At 64.1% G+C, this 15,355-nt stretch carries 13 protein-coding genes; 5 read left to right on the top strand and 8 right to left on the bottom strand.

Annotated elements, in window-relative coordinates:
• Nucleotides 1-35 precede the first annotated feature (35 nt).
• Together ubiE and CK625_RS12440 are read right to left on the bottom strand one after the other, a co-directional pair.
• Nucleotides 36-767: a bifunctional demethylmenaquinone methyltransferase/2-methoxy-6-polyprenyl-1,4-benzoquinol methylase UbiE gene (gene ubiE, locus CK625_RS12445; protein WP_095540651.1), complete on the bottom strand. Its 732-nt coding sequence runs from the start codon at nt 765-767 to the stop codon at nt 36-38.
• Nucleotides 768-812: 45 nt separating this feature from the next.
• Nucleotides 813-1,925, bottom strand: coding sequence for an acyltransferase family protein (locus CK625_RS12440; protein WP_095540650.1), 1,113 nt, complete (start codon nt 1,923-1,925; stop codon nt 813-815).
• 446 nt (nt 1,926-2,371) lie between these two features.
• Here CK625_RS12440 and CK625_RS12435 point away from each other — a divergent pair, with 446 nt between their 5' ends.
• Nucleotides 2,372-3,835, top strand: a complete 1,464-nt coding sequence (locus tag CK625_RS12435) for a hypothetical protein (RefSeq protein WP_143326279.1) — start codon at nt 2,372-2,374, stop codon at nt 3,833-3,835.
• Between the two features lie 217 nt (nt 3,836-4,052).
• On the top strand, nt 4,053-5,000 hold the full coding sequence (locus CK625_RS12430) for a peptidylprolyl isomerase (protein WP_172425170.1): 948 nt from the start codon (nt 4,053-4,055) through the stop codon (nt 4,998-5,000).
• Between the two features lie 165 nt (nt 5,001-5,165).
• Here the strand turns inward: CK625_RS12430 and CK625_RS12425 are convergent, their stop codons facing one another.
• The 4 genes from CK625_RS12425 to CK625_RS12410 form a co-directional block, all read right to left on the bottom strand.
• Complete coding sequence (locus tag CK625_RS12425; RefSeq protein ID WP_095540647.1) at nt 5,166-6,998, bottom strand: GspE/PulE family protein; 1,833 nt, start codon at nt 6,996-6,998, stop codon at nt 5,166-5,168.
• A 40-nt stretch (nt 6,999-7,038) separates the two neighbouring features.
• Nucleotides 7,039-7,671 carry an aminoacyl-tRNA hydrolase gene (pth, locus tag CK625_RS12420; protein ID WP_095540646.1) on the bottom strand — a complete coding sequence of 211 codons (633 nt, stop codon included), beginning with the start codon at nt 7,669-7,671 and terminating at the stop codon, nt 7,039-7,041.
• A gap of 80 nt (nt 7,672-7,751) precedes the next feature.
• Nucleotides 7,752-9,143, bottom strand: coding sequence for a DUF2254 domain-containing protein (locus CK625_RS12415; RefSeq protein WP_095540645.1), 1,392 nt, complete (start codon nt 9,141-9,143; stop codon nt 7,752-7,754).
• Nucleotides 9,140-9,742 (bottom strand): RrF2 family transcriptional regulator, encoded by a 603-nt coding sequence (locus CK625_RS12410; protein WP_095540644.1) that lies wholly within the window; start codon nt 9,740-9,742, stop codon nt 9,140-9,142. The genes CK625_RS12415 and CK625_RS12410 overlap by 4 nt, the downstream gene beginning before the upstream one ends.
• 286 nt (nt 9,743-10,028) lie before the next feature.
• Between CK625_RS12410 and CK625_RS12405 the strand changes: the two genes are divergently transcribed.
• The 3 genes from CK625_RS12405 to CK625_RS12395 all read left to right on the top strand — a co-directional run bounded on the left by CK625_RS12405 (nt 10,029) and on the right by CK625_RS12395 (nt 12,571).
• Complete coding sequence (locus CK625_RS12405; protein ID WP_095540643.1) at nt 10,029-10,454, top strand: PAS domain-containing protein; 426 nt, start codon at nt 10,029-10,031, stop codon at nt 10,452-10,454.
• A 14-nt stretch (nt 10,455-10,468) separates the two neighbouring features.
• The gene (locus CK625_RS12400; protein ID WP_095540642.1) at nt 10,469-12,034 is read left to right on the top strand and encodes a flavodoxin domain-containing protein; all 1,566 of its coding nucleotides are present in this window, start codon (nt 10,469-10,471) and stop codon (nt 12,032-12,034) included.
• Between the two features lie 102 nt (nt 12,035-12,136).
• The gene (locus tag CK625_RS12395) at nt 12,137-12,571 is read left to right on the top strand and encodes a group III truncated hemoglobin (protein ID WP_095540641.1); all 435 of its coding nucleotides are present in this window, start codon (nt 12,137-12,139) and stop codon (nt 12,569-12,571) included.
• A gap of 6 nt (nt 12,572-12,577) precedes the next feature.
• Here CK625_RS12395 and orn read toward each other — a convergent pair whose 3' ends face one another.
• On the bottom strand, nt 12,578-13,204 hold the full coding sequence (orn, locus tag CK625_RS12390; protein WP_095540640.1) for an oligoribonuclease: 627 nt from the start codon (nt 13,202-13,204) through the stop codon (nt 12,578-12,580).
• Nucleotides 13,205-13,301: 97 nt separating this feature from the next.
• Nucleotides 13,302-14,834: a 23S rRNA (uracil(1939)-C(5))-methyltransferase RlmD gene (gene rlmD / locus CK625_RS12385; protein ID WP_095540639.1), complete on the bottom strand. Its 1,533-nt coding sequence runs from the start codon at nt 14,832-14,834 to the stop codon at nt 13,302-13,304.
• Between the last annotated feature and the right edge of the window lie 521 nt (nt 14,835-15,355).

Here is a 15,355-nt window from a genome sequence, read left to right as displayed (position 1 = left end):
GGATTGCGGCTGGCGTTGGCGGTGCCAGGGCATCATCAGCACTTGATGCCGACGTGCAGCGCGGCAATGCCGCCAGTCAGGTTATGAATGTCCACATGGCCGAAGCCGGCCTCGTGCATCATGCCCTTGAGCGTGGCCTGGTCGGGGTGCATGCGGATGGATTCGGCCAGGTAGCGGTAGCTTTCAGAATCGCCCGCGATCCATTGCCCCAGCCGGGGCAGTACCGCAAACGAATACCAGTCGTAGGGCTTTTGCAGTGGCGGCACCACGCGGGAGAACTCCAGCACCAGCAGCTTGCCGCCTGGCTTGAGCACGCGCTGCATTTCGCGCAGCGCCAGGTCTTTGTGCGTCATGTTGCGCAGGCCGAAGGCCACGCTGACGACGTCGAATTGGTCCTGCGCAAAAGGCAGGTGCTCCGCGTCGCACACCAGCGTGGGCAGGATTTGCCCCCGGTTGAGCAGGCGGTTGCGCCCGGTGCGCAGCATGGCCTCGTTGATGTCGGTGTGCACCACCAGGCCGCTGCGCCCGACCTTCTTGGCAAACGCACTGGCCAGATCGCCTGTGCCGCCGGCGATGTCCAGCGCCTTTTGCCCCTCGCGCAGATTGGCGACCAGCACGGTATAGGCCTTCCAGGCGCGGTGCAGGCCCGCCGACATCAAATCGTTCATGACGTCGTACTTCGGGGCGACGGAGTCGAAGACCTGGCGGACCTTGCCGGCCTTCTCCTCTTCATCGACAGTCTGAAAGCCAAAATGGGTGGTGTTCATGGCAAAGCGGTAGCGAAGCTCAAAAGGGTTGTGCAGTGGGGCGGATTATCCACGGCGCGGTGCGCGGCATGCGGGCGATGGCCCATCGTGCTTGATATAGGAAACGCGCAGGCGCAGAAAAGGCGCCTCCACCCAGCGGTAGCTCCAGTGCGCCGGCAACAGCATCAGGCCATAGAACAGCAGCGCCCACAGGCAGGCCACATAAAAATTGCTGATGTCCATGACGTGCACATGCACCCAGCGCGCGGCATCGAAGACCACGAAGAAGTGCAGCAGATAAACAGAATACGAATACGCCCCGGCCCGTGCCAGCCAGCGGCTGGGCCCGCGCATGCTGGGGCGCGCGCTGGCCTCGTACCAGGCAATCAGCACCGCATAGGCCAGGGCCTCGATCAGCGGCAGCACGATCCACAGCCGCCCTGGTGAGGGATAGCTGGGGCGTTGGTAAAAGCCGCCGCTGGCATCAAACCACCAATAAAAAAGGCAAAAAGCCAAAGCCACGGCAGCGGCCACGCCATGGCGCCCGGCCAAATGGCCGCGCCAGCGGCAGGCCAGCATACCGAGCAAGAACTGATCAATCCGCCCCACCAACGTGAAATAGGCCAGGTGCTGCACCGTGCCATCCCAGGCCCACAACAGGGCGCGCCCTGCCAGCGCCAAGGCCAGCAAGGCCCACAGCCACCACACCGAGCGCGCCTGCAAGGCCAGCAGCAGCGGCAGCAACAGGTAAAAATGCATTTCCACAGCAATCGACCAACCGCCATTGGGCCAGGTCGGCTGCCAGAAACCCCGCAGCAGAGCCTGCAGATAGGCTGTGGCATCGCCCCCATGCCAGACGATGCGCAGCCCCGCCAGCAGCATCACCAGCAACAGCAGCGGCAGCAGGCGCAGCATGCGGTTGAACAAAAAGCGCGGGAAATCCACCTGCCGCCCTTCCAGCAAACGGGCAAACAAATAGCCGCTCAAGCCCATGAACAGCGCCACGCCCGTGTGCCCCTCATCGAGCAGGGCCAGCGGCCACCAGGCCGGCGCCCCTTCAAACGGCACGGGCTGCCCATGCTGGCCGTGCACAAAATGCCAGGCCACCACCAGCAGTGCCGCCAGCGCCCGGACGTGATCCAGCGCAGCAAAGTGCGCACCTGAGGAGGAAACATGCATCCGGGCGATTATCGAGCAATGGCCTTGTTGTGCCTTGGCAACAAAGTGATCGATTGTGGATGCTGACAGGGCCATTGCCAATGGCATGCAGCGCGCTGCTGTGGGCATCGCCTTCGCCTTTGCTGCCTGGCCAGCAAAGGCTGGTCTGTGGCCGCCGCCGGGCACTGAACAACTGCTCGCGATGGGCCGCCGCAAAGTGACAGAGTCAAGGCCAGCGTCTGAGGGCTGCAATTTGTGCTTGCAATCGTTGGGTGGAGCCACTAGACTGCCGCGCAGAATGGCATTGGTTACTTGCGCACGGTTGCGTTCCGTTGTTTTTTTGCAAAAACATAGGAATTCAGTCTGTGGAGCCATTTCGACGACTAGCTTCATGCTAGGATTTCCCAGCGTGATCGAAACTTGGTCGTAACGCTTTCAAACCCTCTTCATTTTTGGAGCTAACTCTCATGAAAAAGAACGTTTTTGCGCTGAGTGTGGCTGCTGCTCTGGCTGGCTTCGCCGGTGCTGCAGGTGCGCAGGTTGCTTTTGTGAACGCTGATGTCAATGCGGCTACTAAGTTCGTGGTCAACAGCGGTGGCATTGGTCACATCCTGCTGCAGCCTTACTACACTGTGCAAGGCAACCGCAACACGCTGATGAACATCATCAACACCGATGAAGTGAACGGCAAGGCAGTGAAGGTGCGTTTCCGTGGCGCTCGCAACTCGGACGACGTGTTTGACTTCTACGTCTTCCTGTCGCCTGGTGATGTGTGGCGTACCCGCCTGTATCGCAATGGCGAAAAGACCTATCTCGAGCTGCCTGACTCCAGCTGCACGCTGCCCAGCCGTGACGTAGTTGCTTCTACCGCCTTCAAGACAAGCCGTGTCTACGACAAGAAGGATCAGGGTGAAGTGCGCGAAGGTTATGTTGAGCTGCTGACTGCTGCTGACATTGTTCCTGGCTCCAGGCTGTACGACACCATCAAGCACAACGGTGTGACCGGTGCTGTGGCTTGTAACCCTCTGACGATTGAGAGTGCTATGACGGCCCTGGTTGACAAGCCTACGGCCGAAGCCAAGGGTCTGACCTTCCCAACGGCTGGTATCACTGGCCACTGGGCTCTGACCGACGTGACCACGGACTCCACCAACACGGGTAACCTGTTGGCTGTGGTGGCTACTGATGCTAACAACGTTCCTGCTAACGGCAACCTGGTTGTGGCCCCGCAGAACGAGTACCCTGCACCTGCAGAGTGGCTGACTGGTGCAACTGCTGGTACGACCGATCCTCTGCTGACTGGCGGTGGTGTGTTGGCTCAGAACTTCGACTTCCCTGACCTGTCCACACCGTACTTGGCTGGTAAGTCGGCTGTTCAGCAGGCTAACGAGCTCTCCGATGGTCTGGCTGTGACGTCGATCGTCAACGAGTATGTGGTTGGTGTGGGTGTGGACTTCCGTACTGACTGGGTGCTGTCGATGCCTACCCGCCGCTACGGTGTGGCCATTGACTATGCAGCTGACAAGGCGGTGTACAACGATCAAAGTGACTACTTCGATGCCAAGAACGCTCCTATGACCAAAGTGGATGGCGTTCCTCAAGTGACGGTGACTTCCATCACCCAGCGTTACTACGACGACAGCGAGCGTTCGCTGCGCGCTACGGTTTCGCCTGGCGACCTGCCCCGTCTGGCTGGTGAAGTCAACGTGATGACCTTCCATGCAGATGCTGACCAGTCCGTTCTGGGTGCTCTGATCTCTACGCAGCGCGTGAACCCCTCTTACGGCACTGAAAACATCAGCGCTGGCTGGGGCCGCGTGACTCTGGCTAACAAGGACAAGACCAAAGGTCTGCCTGTGATCGGCTATGCAGCTCTGCAAGCTGGTGGCAAGGCCCTGGGCTTCACCTGGCCGCACGCCAGCACCCGTTAATTGTTGGCTAATGGGCAAACCCTTCAGGGTGTGCCCGTTTGCAAACAATTTGACGCAAGTCAAAAAGCAGGCTTTCGAGCCTGCTTTTTTTATGCCTATCAACTGGTGTTTGGTGTCGGGCGGTGGGCTAAGGGGCTTATCCTTCTGCACCATTTTTGAATGATGCAGCAAGCGCCAGATGCATTGGTGTGAGCGCCAATTTTTGACAAGGGAAACAATGAAGAAGACCAATCTGAAATACCAACAGAATGTAGCGGGCTGGCGGCCGCTGGTGGTTGCCGCAGCCGTACTCAGCGGTGTACTGCTGCCCGGCCTGGCTTACAGCGAGCAGGTGATTTTCCGCAGTGAAGAGCCAAAGCTGCAAATCACGGACTTGGACATCGAAAGCGATGCCCGCGCCATTGACCCTGCAGCGCGCAACCATGCGCTGTCCGATGCGCGCAAGGTGGATGTGACCGGCAAGGCGCTGTTTGTGCGTGCGGCAATGGCTGAACAGGCCAAGGCCAAAGGCTTGGACAAAAGCCCGCAGGCCCAGGCACGCTTGAAGCTGGCCGAGCAAAAGGTGCTGATGGAATTGATGCTGGAGGAGCTGGAGAAAACCCAGGCTCCATCGAAAGAGCAACTGCTCAAATACGCCGAGGCCGAATACAAGGCCAACCCCCAGCGTTTCGAAGCCCCGGCAGAAACCAAGGCCAGCCATATTCTGTTGTTTGCCGACAGCCCCGATGCCGAGCAACGCATTCAGGAGCTGTACCAGCAGCTCAAGGATGGCGCCGATTTTGGCGAACTGGCGTTCAAGCACTCAGAAGATGCAGAAACGGCGCCGCTGTATGGCTCCCTGGGGTATTTCGACCCGAAGAAAATGGTGATGGAGTTCCAGAGTGTGCTGGCTGGGCTGAAAAAGGAAGGTGAATACAGCGAGCCTTTCAAGACCCGCTATGGTTGGCACATCGTGCGTTTAGAGGAGCGGCGTGAGGCAGGCAAGCTCTCTTTCGAGGAGGTTCGTGACAATTTGATGGCTGCTGGGCATAAAGCAGCCATGAAGGATCTGCGTGACAACCTGGTGGAAAAATCCGTGAGCCAGATCAAGACGGATGAGCAGGCCTTGCAGGCGTTCACTGAAAAGCACAAAAAGCTGGCCGACGAGCAGCGCGGCAAGCACTGAGAGAGCTTTTGGATAGGCCTCTCGAGACCTGTTGCACCGGGATTTTGAGCAGTTCCTGGCTGTGTGGCGCCCCTTCTTGAGGTGTCCAGCCACACAGCAAAAAAGCTGCGCAAGAACAGGCCGCTGTGCAGCCCTCGCAAAAGAGGGCAGCACAGCGGCCATTTTTCAGCTTTGTTGCGGGGCAGGGGTGGCGAGCAGGATTTCGTCCAGCGTGGTGGTGCCATCGCTGACGCGCTGGGCCCCGCCCAGGCGCAGCGGGCGCATGCCGGCGGTCACGGCTTCGCGCCGCAGGGCGGGCAGGTTGAGCTGGGCATGGATTTGCTCGCGCACGCTGCTGTTGACGCTGAGCAGCTCGTACAGCCCCACCCGGCCGCGGTAGCCGCTCATGCGGCATTCGGTGCAGCCCACAGCGCGGTAGGGGGTGATTTTTTTCTCGCCCAGATTGATTTTCCAGGGCTTGACGGCATCGTCCAGCAGGGCCGGGTCAAAGTCTTCGTCGGGCTGTTTGCAGTGCTTGCACAGCGTGCGCACCAGGCGCTGGGCCAGCACGCCCAGCAGCGTGGCATTGATGAGGTAGGCCGGCACGCCCAGCTCCATCAGGCGGGTGATGGCCGATGGCGCGTCGTTGGTGTGCAGCGTGGAAAAGACCAGGTGCCCGGTCAACGCCGCCTGGATGGCCATTTCCGCGGTTTCCAGGTCGCGGATTTCGCCCACCATGATGATGTCCGGGTCCTGGCGCATCAGCGCCCGCAGTCCTTCGGCGAAGCTGAAGTCGAGCTGTGGCTGCACCTGGGTCTGGTTGAAGGCCGGCTCGATCATTTCGATCGGGTCTTCCACGGTGCTGACGTTGACTTCCTCGGTGGCCACGCGCTTGAGCGTGGAGTACAGCGTCGTGGTCTTGCCCGAGCCGGTCGGGCCGGTGACCAGAATGATGCCGTGGGGCTTTTGCACCAGCTCTTCCCAGCGCTGGGCATCGTGGCGGGAAAAGCCCAGGTCGGCCAGGTTCTTGATGGCGTTGTCCGGGTCGAAGATGCGCATGACCATCTTCTCCCCAAAGGCGGTGGGCAGCGTCGAGAGGCGCATTTCCACTTCTTCACCGCGCGGGTTGCGTGTCTTGATGCGCCCGTCCTGCGGCCTGCGCCGCTCCACCACGTCCAGCCGCCCCAGCAGCTTGACGCGGGCAATCATGGCGTTCAGCACCCCGATGGGCATTTGGTAGACGGTGTGCAGCACGCCATCGATGCGAAAGCGAATCGCGCCCTGGTCGCGGCGCGGCTCCAGGTGGATGTCGCTGGCGCGCTGGTCGAAGGCGTACTGCCACAGCCATTCGACCACGCGCACCACGCCCTGGTCATTGGCATCGAGCTGGCGGTTGGCCTTGCCCAGCTCCACCAGTTGCTCGAAGCTGGCCAGAGTGCTGGTGTTGTTGCCGCTTTTCTGGGCTGAGCTCACAGAGCTGGCCAGCGCGTAAAACTCGCCGATGTAGCGCTTGAGATCCAGCGGGTTGACCATGACCAGGCGCACTTGCCGGCGGGTCTGGCGTTCGATTTCCCGCACCCAATCGGTGACGTAGGGCTCGCAGGTGGCGATGACGGTGGTGTCGGGCAGCACCTTGATGGGCAGCACGCCATAGCGGCTGGCATAGGCTGCGCTCATGACCTCGGAGATGCGCCCCACGTCGGCCTTGAGCGGGTCGATGCGCAGAAACTCGATGCCGGCGCGCCGCGCAATGAATTCGCTGAGATCGTCCAGATCCAGCGTGCCGCCGCCTTCGGCGCGCTTGAGGCCAATGGCCGAGAGCCGCACCAGCGGGTTTTGCTGGCTTTCCGCCCGCGAAAACCGCGCGATGGTGCGCTGCGCCTCCTCGGGGGCGATCACGCCATCGTGGTGCAGCCACTGCACCACGTGCAGCCAGTCCAACGGGCCGAAGAAGGTTTTTTGCGGCTTGGCGGGCGGCTCGGTCGGGGCGTTGCCTCTAGGGTCTGCATGGTTGGCCATGTCCTCACTCCGGATGTTCTTGTTGGTTGGTATTGCCGGCTCAGCTCTCGCCCGGTTGCGTGGCCGCTGGGGCCAACTTGCGCGCTGCAGGGGCATCGGGCTTGCCGCCGTGGATGCGCCGCATGGCCTGCTCCATCTGGCCTGTGACCAGTTCATCCACCGCTTGCAGCGCGCGTTCGGAGGCAGCCTCGATGGCGTCGCGCTCGGCAGCTGGCGGCTTGCGCAGCACCCAATGCACCACCTCGGATTTGACGCCTGGGTGGCCAATGCCTAAGCGCAGACGCCAGAAGTCCGGGCTGCCCAGTTGCGCCTGGATGTCCTTGAGGCCGTTGTGGCCGGCATGGCTGCCGCCGCGTTTGAGCTTGGCCTGGCCAGGCAGCAAATCCAACTCGTCGTGCACGACGAGGATTTCCTGCGGGGCGATTTTGTAGAACCTGGCCAGCGCCGCCACGGCCTGGCCCGAGCGGTTCATGAAGGTCATGGGCTGCAGCAGCCACACCTGCTGCCCGCCAATGCGCAGTCTGGCTGCGTTGCCGAAAAAGCCCTTTTCGGGCACCAGCATGGCGCCGTGCTGGCGTGCCAGCGCATCAATCCACCAGAAACCGGCGTTGTGGCGCGTGGCGTCGTACTCAGGCCCGGGGTTGCCCAGGCCGACCAAAAGTTTCAACGTCATGGCCGCGGATTATCCGTGCGTTTGCAGCCGTGTTGCCGGGCTGGGCGCTGGCGGCGAAGGTGGGGGCCAGCGCGCAGCACTCACTGGCCCGCAGGCCAGGCCTGGCGATGCACGGCCTCGACGGCTTCGCGGTCGGGCGGGAAGTCCATGGCCGCCTGGTTGCGCTGCAGCGCCTGCTGGGCATGGCTGCGGGCCAGGGCTTGCATTTCCGGGCCGCCGAGGGCGTACAGGCCGATGAGCATTTTCTGCAGGCGGATGCCCACTTCGCGCTGTGCGGCGCCGTCGCGCCCAACGGGGGGGAAGAAGTCGTCGAACACGTCTTCCAAGGCAACGGCGGGGACTTTGACGTTGGGGTGGCGCACTTCGTACTCACCGGTTGGGCTGGATGGCTCTGCAGCGGGTTGAGCCGGAGGCTCGATCTGTGCCCACAGCTCGAAGATGCGCAGACTGCGGTTGATGACGTCAATGGCCGTGCCGCTGTCGTTGACGGCGGCCGACAAGGCCTTGGAGGCCACCTCCGCCATGGCCACCAGGCCAAAGCGCGGGTCGCTGTCGAAGGTGCGGCTGGGGGCGATGGTGAAGGCATCGCGCAGCCGGGCCAGAAAATCCTGCGTGGCCTGCTCGGCCTGTTCGTTCTGCGGCACAGGCAGGCCGACGACGCTGCACAGCGGTGTGGAGCCGGGCGCGACGAATTGCCCTGGCAACACCATCACATAGATCTGTGCCGCAGGCGCCTCGGGCCGCTCGGCTTGCTCGGCCTGCGCATCTTGGGCGCTGCTGAGCTTGGCGTGATCGCGCAGCAGCTCTTGCAGCATCGCCACGTCAATCCATTGCACATGGCCGGCCTTTGGGGCATGCAGGGCGATGGCGCTGGTGGGGATGGGCTCGGCCTGCCGCTGCCAGGGCGCGCCGCCGCGGTAGGGGTCGCGCAGATAGCTGCGCACTTCTTCGCAGGCAATTTCTTCCAGCCGGGCGATGGTGTGGCCCATGCGCCCGAGGGTGGAGAGGTAGTTGATCCAGTGCAGCAAGGTCGCGACGATGAGCACGATCATGCCAATGGTGACCAGGAACAGCAGCACCCGGCCTTCTTCGCGGTACAGGCCGGTGTGCAGGGTGATGATGCCCACGATGCTGAACAAAAAGGCGCCCAGAAAGGTCGACAGCGCGTTGTTGGCGGCGGTGTCGTTGATCAGCAGCTCGGTGGCGCGCGGCGTGGCGGCGCTGCTGGCCGAGGCATAGGCCGAAACCAGGATGTTCAGCGAGAAGGTCGTCACGGCCAGCATGCTGGCGGCCATGATCTGCAGGATGCTGTCCACCGCGCCCTCGCCCAGCACGCCCGTCCACTCCTTGGGGATCCAGTGCTGGAACCAGGCGGCAAACAGCGCCGTGACGATGCCCAGCAGCGAAAACAGCGTGGTGCGAAACCACATGCCGCGCATGAAGCGCTTGAGCGACCAAAGCCATCTGGTCATGGTGTGTGTTCTCCATCGGGCTCTTGCCCGGTGTTGGGTTTCTTGGGCCTGCGTTTTGGCCGCGCAGGCGTTGCGGTGGGTTTGGCCGGTTTGCTGCCACCTGGCTGGCGGGCGCGGGCGGTGGCCACTGGCGCTGCGGGCTGCAGCTTGCTGATGGATATGGTCTGCGCGTGGCCGGCGTCGGCGGCAGGCGCTGCAGCGCCGAGCAAATCGGCCAGCGTGTGGCCGTCGAGCTCGTCCATGAACGCCTGCAAGGCCGAATGCAGCACGGTCTGCAGCCGGCAGCCGCCAGTGAGCAGGCAGCGATTGTCGTCGCTTTGCGGCCCAAAGCAGGCCACCAGGTTCAGATCGTCCTCCATGGCGCGCACGATCTGGCCGACCGTGGCCTGCAATGCGGCCGGCGCGAGCCGGATGCCCCCGCCCTTGCCGCGCAGCGTGTCGATGAAGCCCTGCCGACCCAGGGCGTGGACGACCTTGATGAGATGGTGCTCGGAGATGCCGTGGGCCTGGGCAATCTGTGCGATGGACACCAGCGCCTGCTGCTGCCCGAGAAACAGCAGCGTGCGCAATGCGTAGTCGGTCTTGAGTGTCAGTCTCATCGTGTGCGCTCCAGCGCCCTTTGAGCAGGCTCCTTGAACAGGTTCTGAGGTGAGGTCGCCAGCCCGGTGGGCGTCAGCCAGAGGCCAATCATACGAGCCGGCGCGGGCGCATTGTGCACGGCAGGAGGCCAGATTGGCCGCCGCAGTCAAAAGGTGCATATAGAATGCACCTTTTGACTGCGGCAGGCATGTGCTGCGCAGCCTGTGGCCCCGATTGCGCGGGCAGGGCGGGCCAGCGCATACGGCTGCGGCAGATGTCTCAACCACACTGAAAGAGGAAAGCACCATGAGCAACACCCTGGACTCCGCACAACTGCTGGCCGCACTGGAAAACGTGGCCGTGATCTCCACGACCGACCTGCAGGGCAACATCACCTACGCCAACGACTTGTTCTGCAAGCTCACCGGCTACAGTCGCGAGGAGCTGCTGGGCCAGCCGCACAGCATCGTGCGCCACCCGGCCGTGCCCAAGGAGACCTACAAGGAAATGTGGGACACCATCAAGGCCGGCAACATCTGGACGGGCATCATCCCCAACGTGGGCAAGGGCGGCGGCGTGTATGTGGTGGACACCACGGTGCAGCCGCTGCGCGATGCGCAGGGCAACATCAACGCCTACATCAGCATTCGCCGCGTCATCAATGATTTGATGGACAACTTCGAGGCCGTGGAATTCTCCAAAGAGCAATTCGACGAGTACTACGCCAAGTAATAGCGAGCCCTTGCATGCATGCCATTGCCCAACGTGTGGTGATTGCCTACGGCTCCGAGTCGGGCAACGCCAAGGCCTTGGCCCAGGCGCTGGCCGCCGCGCCCTGCGTGGCGGCCCTGCAGCCTCAGGTCATGCCGCTCAACGACGTGGACCTTCTTCAAGCCCCCTGGGGCGATGAGGCGCTGCTGTTGATCATTTCCAGCTCGTTTGGCGACGGCGAGCCACCGGGCAATGCCGAGGGCTTTCTGGCGCGGCTGCGCCAAAGCAGCTCGCTGGCGCAGCTGCGCTATGCCATCTTCGGTCTGGGTGATACGGCCTACCCGAATTTCTGTGGCTTTACCAAGCAGCTCGATGCACTGCTGCAAGAGCGCGGCGCGCAGGCCATCATCAACCGCGTGGATGCCGACATCGGCTATGCGGACTTCTTCGCGCGCTGGCAGTCGGTGCTTGAGCAAGTGCTGCAGGGCGACGCCCAGGCCGGTCTGGCGCTGTCGTTGCGCGTGATCGCCTATGGCGAGAACGACGCCTATGCGGCCGACATCCTGGAGCGGCGCCAGCTCAACCATGCTGCGCCAGATGCCGAGCCCGGCGCCTACCACATCCGCCTGGCCTGTGAGGGCAGCGGCATGCGCTGGCGTGCCGGCGATACCTTGCACGTGCTGGCGCAAAACGATCCACAACTGCTGGCGCAATTGGCCCAGTGGTACGGCGCGCCCGAGGCCGCCGAGCTGCTGCGCGACAAGGAGCTGCGCCAAATCAGCAAGGGCGTGCTGCGCGAGCTGGCCCGTCTGGGCGGCAGCGACGCGCTCAAGGGCTTGCTCAAGTTCAGCCAGCGCCAGCAGCTGGAGCAGTACCTTTGGGGCGCCGATGTGCTCGATGTGCTGCAAGACTTTTGCACGCCCGAGACGGTGCCGCTGGCGCAGCTGGCGCAACTGCTGTCGCCGCGCCTGCCCAGGGCGTACTCCATCGCCTCGCACGGCGAGGCCGGGCACATCGACCTGTGCATCCGCCACGTCCGCTACGAGCGCCAGGGCCGCTCGCGCGAAGGCATGGCCACGCACTGGCTGCTGGCGCATGACGGTCCGGTGCAGGTCTACTGCCGCGCCAACCCCGGCTTTCGCCTGACTGGCGATGCCGCCACGCCACTGATTCTGATCGGCACCGGCACCGGCATTGCGCCGCTGATGGGTCTGCTGCGCGAGCTGCAGGCCAGCGGCCAGCCGCGCCAGACCTGTCTGTTCTTTGGCGAAAAGCGCCAGGCGCAGGACTTCCTCTATCGCGAGGAGCTCGAAAGCCTGCAGGCCGAAGGCGTGCTGCATCAGCTGGTGACGGCCTTTTCGCGCGATGGCGCGGAAAAATACTACGTGCAGCACGCCCTGCAGGAGCACGCCGGCACGTTGCGCGATTGGATTGCGCAGGGCGCGCACGTGTACGTCTGCGGCAACAAGCAGCACCTGGAGCGCGCCATCGGCGCGGCCTTCGACGCACTGCTGGCCGATGCCGAGCAAGGCGCAGCGCACGATGAAACCCCTTGGCAACGCCTGGGGCGCGAAGGGCGCGTGCACCTGGAGCTGTATTGATGTGCTGCAAGGGCGCTACGCCCCGATGCCCGCCGCAAGGCGGGCGCGGCGAGGCTCCAAAGGAGCCCCACAGGCGCTGAAGCCCAACGTAAAGGCTGGCCCATGACCGACGATCCGATTTGCAGCGAGCAGGAAATCACCGAGCTGGTGCAACGCTTTTATGCGCGCGTGCGCCAGGATGCGCAGCTCGGGCCGATCTTCGAGGCGCACATCGACGATTGGGACGAGCACCTGGCCAAGCTGATGGACTTCTGGTCCAGCATCCTGCTGCGCAGCGGGCGCTTTTCCGGGGCGCCCATGCCCAAGCACGCCGCCTTGCCGGGCTTGACGCAGGCGCTGTTCAGGCACTGGCTGGAGCTGTTCGCGCAAACCCTGGCCGAGCAGCCCAACGAGCGCCTGGCCGAACAGGCCATGGCGGCGGCGCGGCGCATCGCGCAAAGCTTGTGGATGGGCTATCAAAGCCAAGGGCCTGCGCGCCCCTTGGCCGTCCCCTTGGCGGCTGGGCCTGCTGGCCGCCGCGAGGCTCAGCAGCGGTGAGGCCCCTCAAATCTTCATGACCTGCTCACGGTAGAACTGCAGCTCGTCGATGGATTCGTGCACATCGGCCAGGGCCGTGTGCTTTTGCGCCTTCTTGAACTGGTTGGCAATGCTCGGCTGCCAGCGCCGCGTCAGCTCCTTGAGGGTGCTGACATCGACATTGCGGTAGTGGAAGAAGGCCTCCAGCTTGGGCATGTACTTGACGAGAAAGCGCCGATCCTGGCCGATGGTGTTGCCGCACATGGGCGATTTGCCCTTGGCCACGTAGCGGCGCAGGAACTGCAGCAGCTGCGCCTCGGCCTGGGCCTCGTCGATGGCGGAGGCGCGCACCTTGTCCGTCAGGCCGCTGCGCCCGTGCGTGCCTTTGTTCCAGGCGTCCATGCCATTGAGCAGGTCATCGCTTTGGTGGATGACCAGCACCGGGCCTTCGATGCGCGGTTGCAGCTGCGGGCCGGTGACGATCACGGCAATTTCCAGCAGGCGGTCAGTCTCCGGGTTCAGGCCGCTCATTTCGCAGTCCAGCCAGATCAGGTTGTCGTCGCTCTTGGCGAGCGTGGGCGCTGTGGTGGCATCGGCGGCAGTGGCGCTGGGGTCGGCCGCTGGGGGAGGGGCTGGGGGGCGGTGGGTATTCATGGCGGGGATTGTGGCGCATGGCGGCGCCTTTGATGCGCAAGGCGTGCATGCCATACCCATCAAGGGCTGGGCGCGTGCGGAATTGGGAGGCGCGTGTTCAGTGCGGCGGCGCTGCGTCGAACACGGCAATGCTTTCCACATGGGCCGTGTGCGGGAACATGTTGACCACGCCAGCGGCCGTGCAGCGGTAGCCGGCCTGGTGCACCAGCAGGCCAGCATCGCGCGCCAGCGTGGCTGGGTTGCAGCTGACGTAGACGATGCGCTGTGGCGGCTGCCATTGGGCGTCGTCCTGCCAGTCATTGCCGCTGGTTGCAGGCGGCGGCTCATCGCCCGCAGTGGCGGCGCTGGCCGCTTCGGCGTCCGCCGCGCTGGCGCCCCTGTGGCGGTGTTGGTGGCGGCGCTGGTGGATGTCGGCCAGCGCCTTGGCCAGCGCGAACGCGCCTTCGCGCGGCGGATCGACCAACCACTTCTGTGCCGAGCCATCGGCCTGCAGCAGCGCGGGCGTCATCTGAAACAGGTTGCGCCCCACGAAGCGCGTGGGCGCCAGCGGGCGCAGCCCCTGCGCGCTGCGCTGCGCCTGATTGGCCTGCCAGTTGGCGCTGGCGCGCGCCACCAGCGCGTCGCTGCCCTCGATGCCCAGCACCTGGGCGGCCTGGGTGGCCAGCGGCAGGCTGAAGTTGCCCAGGCCACAGAACCAGTCGATCACGCGCTCGTGCCCTTGCACGCCCAGCAGCTGCAGTGCCCGGGCCACCAGCACGCGGTTGATGTGCGGGTTGACCTGGGTGAAGTCCGTAGGCCGAAACGGCATGCGGATGCCGAACTCCGGCAGGGCATAGGCCAGCGGCGCGCTGCCATCGTCGGCATCGAGCCGGTGAACCGTATCGGGGCCCTTGGGCTGCAGCCACCATTGCAGCGGAGGGTGCTGGGCGGCGAAGTCGCGCAGGCGCTGCCGGTCGGCCTCGCTCAGGGGCTGCAGGTGGCGCAGCACCAGCGCGGTGACGGCATCGCCGCAGGCCACTTCGATCTGCGGGCAACTCTGGCGCGCATCCAGGCTGTCGATCAGCGCGCGCAGCGGCATCAGCAGCGCATCGACTTGCGGCGGCAGGATGGGGCAGACCTGCATGTCGGCGATGTAGCGGCTTTTGCGCTCGTGAAAGCCCACCAGCACCACGCCTTTTTTCTGCACGTGGCGCACCGACAGGCGCGCGCGCCAGCGGTAGCCCCAGTCCGGCCCCTGGATGGGGCGCAGAATGCGCTCGGCGCGCACCTTGCCCAGGTGCCAGAGGTTGTCTTCCAGCACGCGTTGCTTGACGGCCAGCTGCGCCGCCGGGCTCAGGTGCTGCATCTTGCAGCCGCCGCAGGCGCCCTGGTGCAGGCCAAAGTGCGGGCAGCGCGGCGTGCTGCGCTGGGAGGACTCGCGCAGCACGGCATCGAGCGTGGCCTTTTCCCATTGGTTTTTGCGGCGCACGGTGGTGGCGGTGACGACTTCGCCGGTCAGCGCCCCTTCGACGAACACCACCTTGCCGTCGTCGCGGTGCGCCACGCCTTGTGCGTCCATATCCAGCGCATCGATGCGCAGGGCATGGGGGGGCAGGGCGGTGGCCGTTGGCGTGCTGGTGTCGTTGGGCATGGGGCGGCAGGCTCTGAGGGCCTGGGTGTTCTCGTGGGGTGAAGGGCGGCCGGCTGGCGCGCCGGCGTGGGGGCGGGCATTGTAGTCATTCGGCCCGGTGCGCGCTGGCTGGCGGTGAGGGCCTGAGGCCTGTTCGGCCAGCGCGTTCTCTCAGCTGTCGTGGTCGCCGGCCATCGAGCTGGAGATGCCGTGGCGCCTGTGCAGCCACACCTGCACCGTCGAGCCACCTTGGAGCAGCACTTGCGCTGCGTGCGCTGGATCCTGGTGCCCGTTGGCCTTTGCTTTGCAATTGGCAAAGGTGTCAAGCTCTGGCAGGAAAGGTCAAAAAGGGCGCCGACGGGCAAATGCCGTTCACTTAACAGCACGAACCTGCTTGAGCGGATAGCGAGCAGGAGGCTTCTTCACAACACGGGGGCATTGTCGCCCCCGTCGTTGTTTGGGCAGCAGTTGCTCACCCAGACGCTGGCGTAACCGCAGCAAGTGCTTGGGCAGCAATCCCGGGCTGATGCTCGCCAGGCTGA

The sequence above is a fragment of the Vandammella animalimorsus genome, assembly GCF_002285265.1.
Taxonomy (GTDB): domain Bacteria; phylum Pseudomonadota; class Gammaproteobacteria; order Burkholderiales; family Burkholderiaceae_C; genus Lampropedia.
The sequence above is the reverse complement of the archived record's forward strand: the minus strand, read 5'-3'. Positions and strand labels throughout refer to the sequence as shown.

What these genes read in the sequence shown, in the direction of transcription:
- ubiE (WP_095540651.1), bottom strand. Translation starts at nt 767, where the DNA reads ATGAACACCACCCATTTTGGCTTTCAGACTGTCGATGAAGAGGAGAAG.
- CK625_RS12440 (WP_095540650.1), bottom strand. Translation starts at nt 1,925, where the DNA reads ATGCATGTTTCCTCCTCAGGTGCGCACTTTGCTGCGCTGGATCACGTC.
- CK625_RS12435 (WP_143326279.1), top strand. Translation starts at nt 2,372, where the DNA reads ATGAAAAAGAACGTTTTTGCGCTGAGTGTGGCTGCTGCTCTGGCTGGC.
- CK625_RS12430 (WP_172425170.1), top strand. Translation starts at nt 4,053, where the DNA reads ATGAAGAAGACCAATCTGAAATACCAACAGAATGTAGCGGGCTGGCGG.
- CK625_RS12425 (WP_095540647.1), bottom strand. Translation starts at nt 6,998, where the DNA reads ATGGCCAACCATGCAGACCCTAGAGGCAACGCCCCGACCGAGCCGCCC.
- pth (WP_095540646.1), bottom strand. Translation starts at nt 7,671, where the DNA reads ATGACGTTGAAACTTTTGGTCGGCCTGGGCAACCCCGGGCCTGAGTAC.
- CK625_RS12415 (WP_095540645.1), bottom strand. Translation starts at nt 9,143, where the DNA reads ATGACCAGATGGCTTTGGTCGCTCAAGCGCTTCATGCGCGGCATGTGG.
- CK625_RS12410 (WP_095540644.1), bottom strand. Translation starts at nt 9,742, where the DNA reads ATGAGACTGACACTCAAGACCGACTACGCATTGCGCACGCTGCTGTTT.
- CK625_RS12405 (WP_095540643.1), top strand. Translation starts at nt 10,029, where the DNA reads ATGAGCAACACCCTGGACTCCGCACAACTGCTGGCCGCACTGGAAAAC.
- CK625_RS12400 (WP_095540642.1), top strand. Translation starts at nt 10,469, where the DNA reads ATGCATGCCATTGCCCAACGTGTGGTGATTGCCTACGGCTCCGAGTCG.
- CK625_RS12395 (WP_095540641.1), top strand. Translation starts at nt 12,137, where the DNA reads ATGACCGACGATCCGATTTGCAGCGAGCAGGAAATCACCGAGCTGGTG.
- orn (WP_095540640.1), bottom strand. Translation starts at nt 13,204, where the DNA reads ATGAATACCCACCGCCCCCCAGCCCCTCCCCCAGCGGCCGACCCCAGC.
- rlmD (WP_095540639.1), bottom strand. Translation starts at nt 14,834, where the DNA reads ATGCCCAACGACACCAGCACGCCAACGGCCACCGCCCTGCCCCCCCAT.